Origin of the sequence: Vibrio hangzhouensis, assembly GCF_900107935.1 — a bacterium.
In the GTDB taxonomy this organism is placed as follows: domain Bacteria; phylum Pseudomonadota; class Gammaproteobacteria; order Enterobacterales; family Vibrionaceae; genus Vibrio; species Vibrio hangzhouensis.
The window spans coordinates 14,180-27,916 of record NZ_FNVG01000038.1 but is presented as its reverse complement, the minus strand read 5'-3'; the positions used below and the strand labels follow the sequence as shown (position 1 = coordinate 27,916).

The following is a 13,737-nucleotide window of genomic DNA, read 5'->3' as shown; positions in this document are numbered from 1 at the left end:
TTGTTTTCTGCAGGGCTATCGCCAAGCGGTAAGGCAGCGGCTTTTGATGCCGCCATTCCCTGGTTCGAATCCAGGTAGCCCTGCCACTATTGAAGTGGCGCAATAGAAAAGCGGCTTTGATGCCCCATCTATTGTCCCTGACTCGGCTCTAAGTAGCCTTGTCACTATTTAAGTGGCTCTGATTTAAAATCAGGTTACAACGTTAAGATTGAGTTTTACCAATTACTCTCTTAACTACAAGTTTTGTTGCGGAAGTGGCGGAATTGGTAGACGCACCAGATTTAGGTTCTGGCGCCGCAAGGTGTGAGAGTTCAAGTCTCTCCTTCCGCACCATTATTGCAGTTCGAAAGAACTCAGAGTGGCTACGTAGCTCAGCTGGTTAGAGCACATCACTCATAATGATGGGGTCACAGGTTCGAATCCCGTCGTAGCCACCATTTATTTGTTAGGGTATACTGACAGTACAACGTTAAGATAGAGCTTTACCAATTGCTCTCTTAACTACAGATTCATGATGCGGAAGTGGCGGAATTGGTAGACGCACCAGATTTAGGTTCTGGCGCCGCAAGGTGTGAGAGTTCAAGTCTCTCCTTCCGCACCATCATTAAGAAAGCTCGTCATTTGACGGGCTTTTTTTCTATCGGTTTCAATCAGATCCCAAACGATTCCCTCGATATTGCCTCAACAGCGTGAAACCTAAAAATTAGAGTTTCTTTGCTCTGATTGGTTTTCCCCAGTAGCTCACAGAATTTACATTTTTCTCTACCTTTTGTCCTTCAGAAGCCTGACTCTAAACTCAATGAATGAAACTAGGGTTTACTATGACGTTGCAAGACTACCAACTTTCCATTGGTCAATATTCACAAGATAACGATCGGGGCTTTCTATTCTCTGGCCTAAGCACAGATAGTCGCTTTCAGATCTCTGCGAAGGTAACCAATATCACCAACCCTTCTTACCTAACACGCTCAGCTCTCGGGCACTACATAGTATCCGAACAGTCCCAACACCAAGGAGCCGCTCTTTACTTCTTACCAGAAAACAGTTGCGACTATCAGGTGAAACTTCTTGACGGTGACTATCCTTGTCACGTTTCCCTGTCTGACTGTCAAACAATTCTCGGTGTCGCGCACTATGGTTCGGGGAATTTTGAACTCTTTGCGGTAGAAGAACACGGTATTATCGGAGAGCGGCTTGCAATATTGTCAAATCAGGGTCATGGCGCACATCCAACAAGGCAAGAGGCACCCCACGGGCATCAACTTCAGTTTCTCCCTGACAGCAAACAATTTGTTTCGGTGGATCTCGGCATCGATACCCTGACTTTTTACTGTATCGAAACAGATGGCGTCACTGAGCAGCAAACTCTCAAATTGCCTTCCGGTTGTGGTCCCAGACACCTCGTCTTCACTGGCGATGGTCAATTTGGCTTCGTGTTGTGTGAACTCGATGAGACGCTGCTGGTAATAGAGAAAGCCAGTAGTGGCTGGAGCCTTGTGCATTCGACTGCTGCGTTTCCTGAGCACCCAAGCCATGAAGCCGCTGCCGCCATTAAGCTGTCCCCTGATGAGCGTTTTGTTTACCTCTCAGGACGCGGAGAGTCGATCGTGACGTGGTTTGACGTGTCTCGCCCTGTTCAACCTCGTTATTGCGGGTACGTGCCATCAGGCGGTGAATTCCCCAGAGATCTTTGCCTTACTCAAGATAGTCGTTGGCTAATTACCGCCAATCAGCACTCCGGTAATCTGGCACTGTTCTCTTTAGACCCAATAACAGGAAAACCAGAGCAGGTTTCGGTATCGGATACCATCACCGCTCCGGTATGTGTCATTGCCAACTAACAGAAAGATTATTTGAGTCCAATGGCATAACGCAGCACTTGCTCTTTTACAGGCCCTGAGTGTTCAGCTATTTTGAGCAAGGCATTTCGAGCAAATGCCATCGGCGCCAAGGTGCTACTGAACCCTTTGTAGAACACATCCATGCCTGTTTGCATCAATAGGTTGTCAGGGCGTCTTTGCAACTCATAGCGACGCAAAGAGGCCTCCGACACACCTTTTTCATGGAAGATATCCAGTAGCGTGTCGACATCTTTAAAACCAAGGTTCACCCCCTGACCCGCGAGAGGGTTAATGGTATGAGCCGCATCTCCCACCAGCACACAACCTTGTTTGTGGTAGTGTTGAGCATGCCGACGTGTCAAAGGAAAGGAGCCGTGTTGCAGTACCTTGACCTCCCCTAGCTCTGGCGGGAAGTGTTGCTTGATCTCTTGTTCAAGTTGATGGTGAGACATCCCTTTGAGCTGCCTGATACGTTTAGGGGAGTCATACCAAACCAGCGACCCCTGATGGCCACATAAAGGTAAGAAAGAGCGAGGCCCTGAGGTTGTGAACCACTGCCAGGTAATATTCTGCTGTGGCAATTCCGTCTCAACATTAATCAGCATGCACTCCTGGCGATAATCCCATGCTGTAATACCAATACCACTCGCTTGACGGACACGGGAGTTTGCTCCATCGGCACCAACTACCAGAGCAGCTGAGATCACTCTTCCAGATTCCAGTGTGATAGTCGACTCGCCTGGCGCAAAATCCAGTTGCTCAACACCATCCTCCTGAATCACCTTTAAATTGTCATATCGGTCAAATTGCGACCAGATACCGAGTTGAATCACCCGATTTTCGACAATGAAACCTAACTGGTCCAGTTGTAGATCCTTCGAATGGAATCGAATGCGACAGTTCTCCGCCTCCCACGTTTCCAGTCTTGAGTAAGGACATACGCGCATACCCTTGATGGAATCCCAGACATCCAGTTTAGAAAGCAGGTCAACAGAACGGTGAGAGATAGCGGAGACACGCAAATCCATAGCCTGCGAAGGGTCAAACGCCTTGGGCACAAACTTCTCGATAACCGCGACTGACCGTCCTTGTTTCGCTAGCCCTAATGCTAAGGCAGCTCCGACCATGCCACCGCCAACCACGGCAATTTCAAACTGTTCCATTGTCATATTACTTTCTTAAAATCAACGTGTTCTCATTGTACGTACCCCAGTGATAAAGGGCGAGTAATTTCATTGGCAAAACCTTGCTTTTGTGAGGGCTAATATTGGCTTACAGCAATTGAAATATAAGCTCTCAAAGAGATTTGACCCTACCCCTAGTCAGGCGGTTTTTAAAGCAGTACAATACGCCGCTTACCGCCGAGATGGTGGCTATAATTTGAACAATAGTTTAGTCAACAAAATGAACTGAACGTTTGTTCCAGAAAAGATTTAAATAACTGACGAGCGATTGTGATGAGTAAGAAACTGCTAATTAAAACTTGGGGCTGCCAGATGAACGAGTACGATTCATCGAAAATGGCCGATCTGCTTAATGCGGCAAATGGCTATGAGCTAACAGAAGATCCTGAGGAAGCAGACGTACTACTTTTAAACACTTGCTCTATCCGTGAAAAAGCGCAAGAGAAAGTGTTTCACCAACTTGGTCGTTGGAAAACACTAAAAGACAAAAAAGACGGCGTGGTTATCGGCGTGGGTGGCTGTGTGGCGACTCAAGAAGGCGACCATATTCGTGAACGTGCACCGTTTGTTGACGTTATCTTTGGCCCACAAACCCTTCACCGTCTCCCTGAGATGATCAAACAATCACAAAGTGATGAAGCACCTGTAATGGATATCTCTTTCCCAGAGATAGAGAAGTTTGACCGTCTACCAGAGCCACGTGCTGAAGGCGCGACTGCTTTTGTTTCTATTATGGAAGGCTGCTCAAAGTACTGTACTTACTGCGTCGTTCCCTATACACGTGGCGAAGAAGTCAGCCGTCCGATGGACGACGTACTGTTTGAAATTGCTCAGCTTGCAGAGCAAGGCGTACGTGAAGTAAACCTACTTGGCCAAAACGTAAATGCTTACCGTGGTCCTATGCACGATGGCGACATCTGTTCTTTTGCAGAGCTGCTACGTCTGGTTGCTTCTATCGATGGTATTGATCGTATCCGCTTTACGACAAGCCACCCACTAGAATTCACCGATGACATCATCGCTGTTTACGAAGATACTCCTGAGCTTGTGAGCTTCCTGCACTTGCCAGTACAAAGTGGTTCAGACCGTGTATTGACCATGATGAAGCGTCCTCACACAGCGATCGAATACAAGTCAATCATTCGTAAACTTCGCAAAGCGCGTCCTGATATTCAAATCAGTTCTGATTTCATCGTTGGTTTCCCGGGTGAATCTGACAAAGATTTCCAAGACACGATGAAGCTGATCAAAGACGTAGATTTTGATATGAGCTTTAGCTTTATCTTCTCTCCTCGTCCAGGTACGCCTGCAGCAGATTACCCATGTGATCTTCCTGAGCAAACTAAGAAAGACCGCCTATACGAGCTACAACAAACGGTAAACTCGCAAGCAATGCGTTATTCGCGTCAAATGTTAGATACAGAACAACGCGTGTTGGTTGAAGGCCCTTCTAAGAAGAACTTGATGGAGCTTCGTGCACGTACCGAAAACAACCGCGTAGTTAACTTCGAAGGTGGTGCTGAACTGATTGGCCAGTTTGTTGACGTGAAAATCACTGACGTGTTTGCAAACTCTCTGCGTGGTGAGTTGGTGAGAACAGAAAAAGACATGGATCTTCGTAGTGTTATTTCTCCAACACAAATGATGGCAAAAACCAAACGCGAAGATGAACTAGGTGTGGCGACCTTTACGCCTTAACGCCTATACCCAAACGGCTCCAATGTGCTATTTTGGAGTTAATTGGGTAAAAATATGCGAAGCCCGGTCACAGTCGGGCTTCATACATCGCCCTAACGGGCAAAATGTGAGGCAACATTGAGTAATCAAATCGTAACTCTAGAAATTCATCTAGAACCTTCAGACAACCGCCGTCTGTCCAGCTTGTGCGGTCCTTTCGACGATAACATCAAACACTTAGAACGCCGCTTGGGTGTCGAGATTAACCACAGAAGCAACTTCTTTACTATCGTGGGCAAACCGCACACTAGCGCCGCTGCTCTAGATATCATCAAAACGCTTTACGTAGACACTGCACCTGTACGTGGACAGATCCCTGATATTGAGCCGGAGCAGATCCACCTGGCGGTTAAAGAGTCTGGTGTCCTGGAGCAAAATACCGAATCTGAGATCGCACACGGCAAAGAAGTCTTCGTTAAAACCAAAAAAGGCATCATCAAACCTCGTACGCCAAATCAGGCTCAGTACTTAGTTAACATGGTCACTCACGACATTAGCTTCGGTATTGGCCCTGCTGGTACGGGTAAAACCTACCTAGCGGTAGCGGCGGCTGTAGACGCGCTGGAACGCCAGGAGATTCGCCGTATCCTATTGACTCGACCAGCGGTAGAAGCGGGTGAAAAACTGGGTTTCCTACCTGGGGATTTAAGCCAGAAGGTCGACCCGTATCTTCGTCCTCTATACGATGCTTTATTTGAAATGCTCGGGTTTGAACGCGTAGAAAAACTCATTGAACGTAATGTCATTGAGGTTGCGCCACTCGCTTACATGCGTGGTCGCACACTTAACGATGCCTTTATTATTCTCGATGAGAGTCAGAACACTACCGTTGAACAAATGAAGATGTTCCTGACGCGTATCGGCTTTAACTCGCGTGCAGTTATCACAGGTGACGTCACGCAAATCGATTTGCCTCGCGGCGCTAAATCTGGCCTTCGCCATGCGATTGAAGTATTAAGTGAAGTTGACGAGATCAGCTTTAACTTCTTCCAATCAGATGACGTGGTGCGTCACCCAGTTGTTGCTCGCATCGTCAACGCCTATGAGAAATGGGAAGCGAAAGATGCCAAAGAGCGTAAAGAAATCGAGCGTAAGCGACGTGAAGAACGCGAAGCGGCGCAAAAGCTGCTTGATGCGGCGTCTGCTAATGCAACCGTGGATGGAAAATAATGGCTATTGAACTTGATCTACAACTCGCGGTTGAGTCTGAGAAAGGTCTGCCCACTGCCGACGAATTTCAACAATGGTTGGATAAGGCAATCAGACCATTCCAGCAAGATGCGGAGCTGACTATCCGTATCGTTGATGAGGAAGAAAGCCATCAACTCAACCTCGATTACCGTGGCAAAGACAAGCCAACCAATGTGCTGTCCTTTCCATTTGAAGCCCCTCCTGGTGTGGAAATGGATCTGCTTGGTGATATGGTCATTTGTCGTCAAGTTGTCGAAAAAGAAGCCATTGAGCAATCCAAGCCTTTGATTGCACACTGGGCACATATGGTTGTACATGGCAGTCTTCATCTGCTAGGTTATGATCATATAGAGGACGAAGAAGCCGAAGAAATGGAAGCTTTGGAAACCGAAATTATGCGTGATATGGGCTTTGAAGACCCTTATCTCGCTGAAAAGGAGTAAGCGTTATTCCCTTTCGAATACTCGCTTGCGTATGTGCGCTATCACACATCTGATAGCATTCTGAATTGAGAAGTCATGAACGAAGAGTCTTCTCCCTCTCAACCAGAGGGAAACAGTAAAAAATCTGAAGGTCCGAGTAGAAAGTCCTTCTTTGAGCGCCTGGGTCAAATTTTTCAAGGCGAACCTAAAGACCGCCAAGAGCTCGTAGATGTTATCCGCGACTCGGAAGAAAACGACCTGATTGACCACGATACCCGAGACATGCTCGAAGGTGTCATGGAAATTTCTGAGATGCGCGTGCGCGATATTATGCTGCCACGCTCACAAATGGTTACTATTGAGCGATCCGACGACCTCGATAAACTTATCGAGCTGATGACTGACGCACAGCACTCTCGCTACCCTGTCATTAGCGAAGATAAAGACCATGTAGAAGGCATCCTCTTAGCTAAGGACCTCCTCCGTTACTTGGGCTCTGACAGCGCCCCGTTTGATATTGAAGAAGTGATTCGCCCTGCTGTGGTGGTTCCCGAAAGTAAGCGTGTCGATCGCCTGCTTAAGGAGTTCCGGGAAGAGCGTTATCACATGGCTATCGTCGTCGACGAGTTTGGTGGAGTATCAGGTCTGGTGACCATCGAAGATATTCTCGAAGAAATCGTTGGTGAAATCGAAGACGAATTCGATGATGATGATGAGTTGGATATCAGAAAGCTAAGTAAGCATACCTTTGCAGTAAAGGCACTGACCACTATCGAAGAGTTCAATGAAACATTTGGCTCAAGCTTTAGTGATGAAGAAGTCGATACCGTAGGTGGCTTAATCATGACTGCATTTGGTCACTTGCCTTCCCGAGGTGAAGTGGTCGAAATAGAAAATTACAACTTTAAGGTGACCGCGGCGGATAATCGTCGCGTGGTACAGGTCCAAGTAACCATTCCTGACCAAGAAGCCACACCAAGCATTGAAGAATAATCTCGACGCTTGAGGCTCACCGGATAAGTGAGAAGATAATAAATGAAGAAACCTCTTCGCATACTGCGGCCCATCGGGGCCGCTTTTGTTGGTGCGAGCACCACTCTTGCCTTCGCCCCTTATCAGATATGGCCACTGGCCATTGTCAGCCCATTCCTACTGTTGCTGCTTATCCGTGGCCGCAGCAATAAGAGCGCCTTTTGGACAGGGTATGCCTGGGGGCTGGGTCAGTTTGCAACCGGGATCAGTTGGGTCCATGTCAGCATAGACACCTTTGGCGGAATGCCCAAAATAGCCAGTTTGTTTCTGATGGCGTTGCTGGTTGGCTATCTGTCGGTCTATTCTGCTCTGTTTGCCTGGTCTCTCAACCGCTTCTTCCCGAACGACAGTAAAACTCGCTATTTCGTAGCCGCGCCAGCGCTTTGGCTGTTATTTGACTGGGCTCGCGGCTGGGTCATGACCGGTTTCCCATGGTTGTGGTTGGGTTACAGTCAGATTGATTCTCCATTAGCGAGCTTTGCACCTATCGGGGGCGTCGAACTGATCACGCTACTCATGATGATTACCGCCGCAAGCTGTGTCTACCTAACCATCGCCCGACAGTGGCAGCTGGCTCTGATACCCCTGGTAATTTTTGCAACTGGCTTTGGTCTGCGCAACTATCACTGGGTTACACCGGCCCAGGAACGCACCAAATCGGTGGCTTTGATTCAGGGTAATGTTGATCAAGCGATGAAGTGGATGCCAAACCATCGCTGGCCAACCATCATGAAATACACTGACCTCAGTCGTGAAAACTGGGACGCGGATATTATTATCTGGCCTGAGGCCGCTATTCCGGCAATGGAGTTCGAACTGCCTTCTTTTCTGAGTAATCTGGATTCTGCCGCCAAGATGAACCACTCTGCGGTCATCACGGGTGTAATCAACAAAACTGAAACCGGTGACTACTACAACAGTATTCTCGTGGTAGGTCAGACGCCCTACGGTGACTACGAGCTCGATCTTGATGAACGTTACCACAAGCACCATCTGTTACCTTTCGGTGAATTTGTGCCCTTTGGTGATATCTTAAGGCCTATCGCGCCTTTCTTTAATCTACCAATGTCTTCATTCAGCCGTGGCGCTTATGTGCAACCAAACATCATCGCAAATGGCATGCACCTGGCACCAGCACTGTGCTACGAGATCATTTTTGGTGAGCAAGTACGACAAAATGTGACAAATGAAACCGACTTCCTGCTGACTCTGTCTAATGACGCTTGGTTTGGACGATCTATCGGCCCCTTGCAACATATGGAGATCGCCAGAATGCGTGCTCTGGAATTAGGTTTGCCACTCATTCGCTCTACCAACAACGGTATCACCGCAATTACTGACCATAGAGGTCAAATCATTGCTGAGGTACCTCAGTTTGAAACAGCGGTACTGAAAGCCGAGGTGACACCAACCGACGGCACAACCTGGTATCGTGAGGTCGGCACCTGGCCACTCTACATTTGGGTCGCCATGTGTGCTGTGTTTGGCTTTATCAGACGAAGAACTTAAAGAATCCAATACAGGTTACTGATTTAACGAGATAATCAGTAACCTGGTTGAGCACTTTACCCGACTAACACCTGCCCGACATCGTCACTTCTATACTTTCTTCCATAATATATAACTTTTTGATTCTTTTACCTTGCCATACAAAGTCATATGCTTATCTGGTGATCAATAACCACGATGGTTGAATGAAGGAACATAATAATGAGCAAGATTTACGAAGATAACTCCCTGACAATTGGTAACACTCCTCTCGTGCGTCTGAACAAAGTGAGTAACGGTAACGTTCTTGCAAAAATCGAAGCGCGTAACCCTAGCTTCAGTGTTAAGTGCCGTATTGGTGCCAACATGATCTGGGAAGCGGAAAAAGCAGGCACACTAAAACCGGGCGTTGAACTCGTAGAGCCAACCAGTGGTAACACAGGTATTGCTCTTGCATTTGTTGCAGCAGCTCGCGGTTACAAACTGACACTTACGATGCCTGAATCGATGAGTCTTGAGCGTCGTAAGCTACTTAAGGCACTAGGTGCTAACCTAGAACTAACTGAAGCAGCGAAAGGCATGAAGGGTGCTATCGCCAAAGCAGAAGAAATTGTCGCTTCTAATCCTGAGAAGTACTTACTGCTTCAACAGTTCAACAACCCTGCTAACCCAGCTATCCATGAAAAGACAACTGGTCCGGAAATCTGGGATGCGACAGATGGTGAAGTGGATGTGTTCGTTGCCGGTGTGGGCACCGGTGGTACGATTACAGGTACAAGCCGTTACATCAAAGGTGAAAAAGGTAAAGCAATTGTTTCCGTTGCTGTAGAGCCAGCGGAATCACCAGTGATCACTCAGGCTCTGGCTGGCGATGAAATCCAACCAGCTCCTCACAAGATTCAGGGCATCGGCGCAGGATTTATCCCTGAAAACTTGGATCTCGAGCTGGTAGACCGCGTTGAACAGGTCACATCGGAAGAAGCCATTGAAATGGCACGTCGCCTGATGGAAGAGGAAGGTATTCTGGCAGGAATTTCATCTGGCGCTGCCGTTGTAGCTGCCAATAGAATTGCAGAACTACCTGAATTTAAAGGAAAAACCATTGTCACCGTACTACCTAGCTCAGGTGAGCGTTACCTAAGCACAGCATTGTTTGCAGGTATATTTACTGACAAAGAGATTCAGCAGTAATATGTTGCCAAATCAATTTTTGCACGAAAAAAGCCCCTTTTAGGGGCTTTTTTGTTGAATCTCTGTCAGCCTTTGGTAATATCAGGACAGTTTTATTTTAAGCCAAAAAATAAATAGGCTAAATCGAGAATTTCGTACGACATGTATACAGCGAAGACTGCAATCATGTCCTACAATTCTAGTCCGACACAAATCTTAACAGTTATGACTTTCGTACTATAGCGAGGCGTAACATTTAGCGATAAGCTTTGCTTGGTCTAGAAACTAAACATAAAACAAATCAATTGGGGTATAAAAAATGTACGAGAAGCAAGTAGAAATCACAGCAGAAAACGGCCTACACACTCGTCCGGCTGCTCAGTTCGTTAAAGAAGCAAAAGCATTTGACGCTGACATCACTGTGGCTACTAACGGCAAAAGCGCTAGCGCAAAAAGCCTATTCAAACTACAAACTCTAGGTCTAGTTAAAGGCACTACTATCACTATCTCTGCTGAAGGCCCACAAGCTCAACAAGCAGTTGACCACCTAGTAGCTCTAATCCCTGAGCTTCACTAATAGACCAGTTCCTCTTAAAGCCATTTTGTGAAAACAGAATGGCTTTATTGGAAATAGCTCAAGCTATCAGCTACACATAATTAGTAGCTAATAACTATCCAATCTTTAATACACTAGACCACATAAAGGTAAAGCTATGATTTCAGGCATCCTAGCATCTCCTGGTATTGCTATTGGTAAAGCACTACTACTTCAAGAAGACGAGATTGTTCTAAACACGTCGACCATTTCAGATGACCAAGTTGAAGCAGAAGTTGCGCGTTTTTTTGACGCACGCAACAAATCAGCTCAACAGCTGGAAGTTGTTAAGCAGAAAGCGCTTGAAACTTTTGGTGAAGAGAAAGAGGCTATCTTCGAAGGCCATATCATGCTTCTTGAAGATGAAGAGCTAGAAGAGGAAATCCTAGCACTCATCAAAAAAGACAAACTATCAGCAGACAACGCAATTCATACTGTCATTGAAGAGCAAGCGACTGCACTAGAATCTCTAGATGATGAATACCTAAAAGAACGTGCAACTGATATCCGTGATATCGGTACTCGTTTCGTGAAAAATGCTCTGGGCATCAACATCGTATCACTAGGTGATATCGATGAAGAAGTTATCCTAGTTGCTTACGACCTGACTCCATCTGAAACTGCGCAAATCAACCTTGATTACGTGCTAGGTTTCGCATGTGACATCGGCGGTCGTACTTCGCACACTTCTATCATGGCTCGTTCACTAGAACTTCCTGCGATTGTTGGTACTAACGACATCACTAAGAAAGTGAACAATGGCGACATGTTGGTTCTTGACGCGATGAACAACAAGATCATCGTAAACCCAACTCAGGCTGAGATTGACGAAGCTAAAGCGGTACGTGCAGCGTTCCTTGCAGAAAAAGAGGAACTAGCAAAACTTAAAGACCTACCAGCAGAAACTCTAGACGGTCACCGTGTAGAAGTTTGCGGTAACATCGGTACAGTTAAAGACTGCGATGGCATCAACCGTAATGGCGGTGAAGGTGTTGGTCTGTATCGTACAGAATTCCTATTCATGGACCGCACTGCTCTTCCTACTGAAGAAGAACAGTATCAAGCTTATAAAGAAGTTGCAGAAGCAATGCACGGTCACGCGGTAATTATCCGTACTATGGATATCGGTGGTGACAAAGATCTACCTTACCTAGACCTTCCTCAAGAGATGAACCCATTCCTTGGCTGGCGTGCAGTTCGCATCAGCTTGGATCGTCGTGAGATTCTTCGTGACCAGCTACGTGGTATCCTACGTGCATCAGCACACGGTAAGCTACGCATCATGTTCCCAATGATCATCTCTGTTGAAGAGATTCGCGAACTGAAAGCAGCTATCGAAGAATACAAAGCAGAACTTCGTGCAGAAGGCCTGGCATTTGACGAAAACATCGAAATCGGCGTAATGGTTGAAACTCCTGCTGCGGCAGCGATTGCTCACCACCTGGCGAAAGAAGTTTCGTTCTTTAGTATTGGTACTAACGACTTAACTCAGTATACTCTAGCAGTAGACCGTGGTAATGAGCTTATTTCTCACCTATACAACCCACTTTCACCTGCTGTACTAACAGTAATCAAGCAAGTGATTGACGCTTCTCATAAAGAAGGTAAGTGGACTGGTATGTGTGGTGAGCTTGCTGGTGACGAGCGTGCAACTCTACTTCTACTGGGCATGGGCCTGGACGAGTTTAGTATGAGCGGTATTTCAATTCCTAAGGTTAAGAAAGTAATCCGCAACGCTAACTTCGCAGAAGTGAAAGCAATGGCTGATGAAGCGCTAGAAATGGCGACTGCTGCAGAAATTGAGGCACACGTCGAAAAATTTATCGCAGAAAAGACAAACTGCTAATATAATTGAGCAGAACAAAATCAAACCTTTAGGAGCACAACATGGGTCTGTTTGACAAACTGAAGAAGCTAGTATCTGACGACAGCGCTGACACTGGTGCAATCGAAATCATCGCACCTCTATCTGGTGAAATCGTAAACATCGAAGATGTGCCAGATGTTGTATTTGCTGAGAAAATCGTTGGTGACGGTATCGCGATCAAGCCAGCTGGTGACAAGATGGTAGCTCCTGTAAACGGTACTATCGGTAAGATCTTCGAAACGAACCACGCGTTCTCTATCGAATCTGACGACGGCATCGAGCTATTTGTTCACTTCGGTATCGACACTGTTGAACTGAAAGGCGAAGGCTTCAAGCGTATCGCTGAAGAAGGCCAAACAGTGAAAGCGGGCGACACTATCATTGAATTCGACCTAGCTCTTCTAGAAGAGAAAGCGAAATCAACTCTAACGCCTGTTGTTATCTCTAACATGGACGAAATCAAAGAGCTTAATAAGCTTGCTGGTTCAGTTTCTGTTGGCGAAACACCTGTACTACGTGTAACTAAGTAATTAGTTAATCGCAGTAGAAAAAACGCAGCTTTCGCTGCGTTTTTTTATGCCTGCTGTTCAGAAAAAGACTGGATTACAACGTTATCGAAGCCAGTACTTCTCCATCAAAAGTCATAACGCTCAACTGATCGTCCTTTAGTAGACCGTAACTCGCGGCATAACCATTTCTTGGGAATGTGATAGAGCCTGGGTTGAAAATAATTTGCTCTCCCTGCCACTCTGCTACCGGAATATGGGTATGCCCATGAGCAATCACATCGCCCCGTTTTAGCGCAGGTCTCTTTTCCCCGTTGTAGAGATGACCGTGTGTCAGAAACAACCTTTGCCCGGTGGGCAACATTACCCATGCGTAATCGCTCATCATAGGGAACTCAAGCAACATCTGATCCACTTCACTGTCACAGTTACCTCTGACGGCAATAATCGATGCTTTGTGCTCATTCAGCAACTCCGCAACCTTAGGCGGATTGTAGCTTTCCGGTACCGGGTTTCTCGGGCCATGATTGAGTACATCCCCAAGCACGACCAAGTGTTCGGCGCCAGATTGTCGGTAATGCTCCAACACTCTCTCTGTCGCCTCCAGACTGCCGTGCAGATCGGATGCAAAGAATAACTTCATTCATCAGTCTCCAATACTTATTTACCAACATATTGTAACTGAGTTAACACGCGACTGCCGT

12 protein-coding genes and 4 tRNA genes are annotated in these 13,737 nt (G+C 46.7%); 14 read left to right on the top strand and 2 right to left on the bottom strand.

The features are described 5' to 3' along the window. The first annotated feature begins 11 nt into the window (after window positions 1-11). The 5 genes from C4S60_RS21980 (at window position 12) to C4S60_RS21960 (ending at window position 1,841) form a co-directional block, all read left to right on the top strand. Window positions 12-86: transfer RNA gene (locus tag C4S60_RS21980), tRNA-Gln, on the top strand. 162 nt (window positions 87-248) lie between these two features. Next, window positions 249-333: transfer RNA gene (locus C4S60_RS21975), tRNA-Leu, on the top strand. Between the two features lie 27 nt (window positions 334-360). After that, window positions 361-437, top strand: a tRNA-Met gene (locus C4S60_RS21970). Between the two features lie 79 nt (window positions 438-516). Continuing rightward, a tRNA-Leu gene (locus C4S60_RS21965) sits at window positions 517-601 on the top strand. Between the two features lie 220 nt (window positions 602-821). Beyond that, complete coding sequence (locus tag C4S60_RS21960; RefSeq protein ID WP_160111396.1) at window positions 822-1,841, top strand: lactonase family protein; 1,020 nt, start codon at window positions 822-824, stop codon at window positions 1,839-1,841. A gap of 8 nt (window positions 1,842-1,849) precedes the next feature. Here C4S60_RS21960 and C4S60_RS21955 read toward each other — a convergent pair whose 3' ends face one another. Beyond that, on the bottom strand, window positions 1,850-3,004 hold the full coding sequence (locus tag C4S60_RS21955) for a 2-octaprenyl-3-methyl-6-methoxy-1,4-benzoquinol hydroxylase (protein ID WP_103882494.1): 1,155 nt from the start codon (window positions 3,002-3,004) through the stop codon (window positions 1,850-1,852). Between the two features lie 294 nt (window positions 3,005-3,298). On the opposite strand from C4S60_RS21955, the gene miaB reads away from it, so the two are divergent. From miaB to crr, 9 genes are all read left to right on the top strand, one after another. Next, window positions 3,299-4,723 (top strand): tRNA (N6-isopentenyl adenosine(37)-C2)-methylthiotransferase MiaB, encoded by a 1,425-nt coding sequence (gene miaB / locus C4S60_RS21950; RefSeq protein ID WP_103882485.1) that lies wholly within the window; start codon window positions 3,299-3,301, stop codon window positions 4,721-4,723. A gap of 117 nt (window positions 4,724-4,840) precedes the next feature. Beyond that, window positions 4,841-5,932 carry a PhoH family protein gene (locus C4S60_RS21945; RefSeq protein ID WP_103882483.1) on the top strand — a complete coding sequence of 364 codons (1,092 nt, stop codon included), beginning with the start codon at window positions 4,841-4,843 and terminating at the stop codon, window positions 5,930-5,932. Further along, complete coding sequence (ybeY, locus tag C4S60_RS21940) at window positions 5,932-6,396, top strand: rRNA maturation RNase YbeY (RefSeq protein ID WP_103882481.1); 465 nt, start codon at window positions 5,932-5,934, stop codon at window positions 6,394-6,396. Before C4S60_RS21945 ends, ybeY begins: the two co-directional genes overlap by 1 nt. A gap of 75 nt (window positions 6,397-6,471) precedes the next feature. Beyond that, window positions 6,472-7,368 carry a CNNM family magnesium/cobalt transport protein CorC gene (gene corC, locus C4S60_RS21935; protein WP_103882479.1) on the top strand — a complete coding sequence of 299 codons (897 nt, stop codon included), beginning with the start codon at window positions 6,472-6,474 and terminating at the stop codon, window positions 7,366-7,368. 42 nt (window positions 7,369-7,410) lie between these two features. Then, entirely contained in the window at window positions 7,411-8,916 is a 1,506-nt protein-coding gene (gene lnt / locus C4S60_RS21930) for an apolipoprotein N-acyltransferase (protein WP_103882477.1), read from the top strand. Between the two features lie 201 nt (window positions 8,917-9,117). Further along, window positions 9,118-10,086 carry a cysteine synthase A gene (gene cysK, locus C4S60_RS21925; RefSeq protein ID WP_103882475.1) on the top strand — a complete coding sequence of 323 codons (969 nt, stop codon included), beginning with the start codon at window positions 9,118-9,120 and terminating at the stop codon, window positions 10,084-10,086. 298 nt (window positions 10,087-10,384) lie between these two features. Next, window positions 10,385-10,642, top strand: a complete 258-nt coding sequence (locus C4S60_RS21915) for an HPr family phosphocarrier protein (protein WP_006075478.1) — start codon at window positions 10,385-10,387, stop codon at window positions 10,640-10,642. A gap of 136 nt (window positions 10,643-10,778) precedes the next feature. After that, entirely contained in the window at window positions 10,779-12,506 is a 1,728-nt protein-coding gene (gene ptsI / locus C4S60_RS21910; protein ID WP_103882473.1) for a phosphoenolpyruvate-protein phosphotransferase PtsI, read from the top strand. 41 nt (window positions 12,507-12,547) lie between these two features. Then, window positions 12,548-13,057: a PTS glucose transporter subunit IIA gene (gene crr / locus C4S60_RS21905; RefSeq protein ID WP_103882472.1), complete on the top strand. Its 510-nt coding sequence runs from the start codon at window positions 12,548-12,550 to the stop codon at window positions 13,055-13,057. Window positions 13,058-13,130: 73 nt separating this feature from the next. Here the strand turns inward: crr and yfcE are convergent, their stop codons facing one another. Next, on the bottom strand, window positions 13,131-13,676 hold the full coding sequence (yfcE, locus tag C4S60_RS21900; RefSeq protein ID WP_103882471.1) for a phosphodiesterase: 546 nt from the start codon (window positions 13,674-13,676) through the stop codon (window positions 13,131-13,133). Window positions 13,677-13,737: the final 61 nt, after the last annotated feature.

Bases quoted from the DNA above. Each gene is read 5' to 3' on its own strand.
- C4S60_RS21960 (WP_160111396.1), top strand. From the start codon at position 822: ATGACGTTGCAAGACTACCAACTTTCCATTGGTCAATATTCACAAGAT.
- C4S60_RS21955 (WP_103882494.1), bottom strand. From the start codon at position 3,004: ATGGAACAGTTTGAAATTGCCGTGGTTGGCGGTGGCATGGTCGGAGCT.
- miaB (WP_103882485.1), top strand. From the start codon at position 3,299: ATGAGTAAGAAACTGCTAATTAAAACTTGGGGCTGCCAGATGAACGAG.
- ybeY (WP_103882481.1), top strand. From the start codon at position 5,932: ATGGCTATTGAACTTGATCTACAACTCGCGGTTGAGTCTGAGAAAGGT.
- corC (WP_103882479.1), top strand. From the start codon at position 6,472: ATGAACGAAGAGTCTTCTCCCTCTCAACCAGAGGGAAACAGTAAAAAA.
- lnt (WP_103882477.1), top strand. From the start codon at position 7,411: ATGAAGAAACCTCTTCGCATACTGCGGCCCATCGGGGCCGCTTTTGTT.
- cysK (WP_103882475.1), top strand. From the start codon at position 9,118: ATGAGCAAGATTTACGAAGATAACTCCCTGACAATTGGTAACACTCCT.
- C4S60_RS21915 (WP_006075478.1), top strand. From the start codon at position 10,385: ATGTACGAGAAGCAAGTAGAAATCACAGCAGAAAACGGCCTACACACT.
- ptsI (WP_103882473.1), top strand. From the start codon at position 10,779: ATGATTTCAGGCATCCTAGCATCTCCTGGTATTGCTATTGGTAAAGCA.
- crr (WP_103882472.1), top strand. From the start codon at position 12,548: ATGGGTCTGTTTGACAAACTGAAGAAGCTAGTATCTGACGACAGCGCT.
- yfcE (WP_103882471.1), bottom strand. From the start codon at position 13,676: ATGAAGTTATTCTTTGCATCCGATCTGCACGGCAGTCTGGAGGCGACA.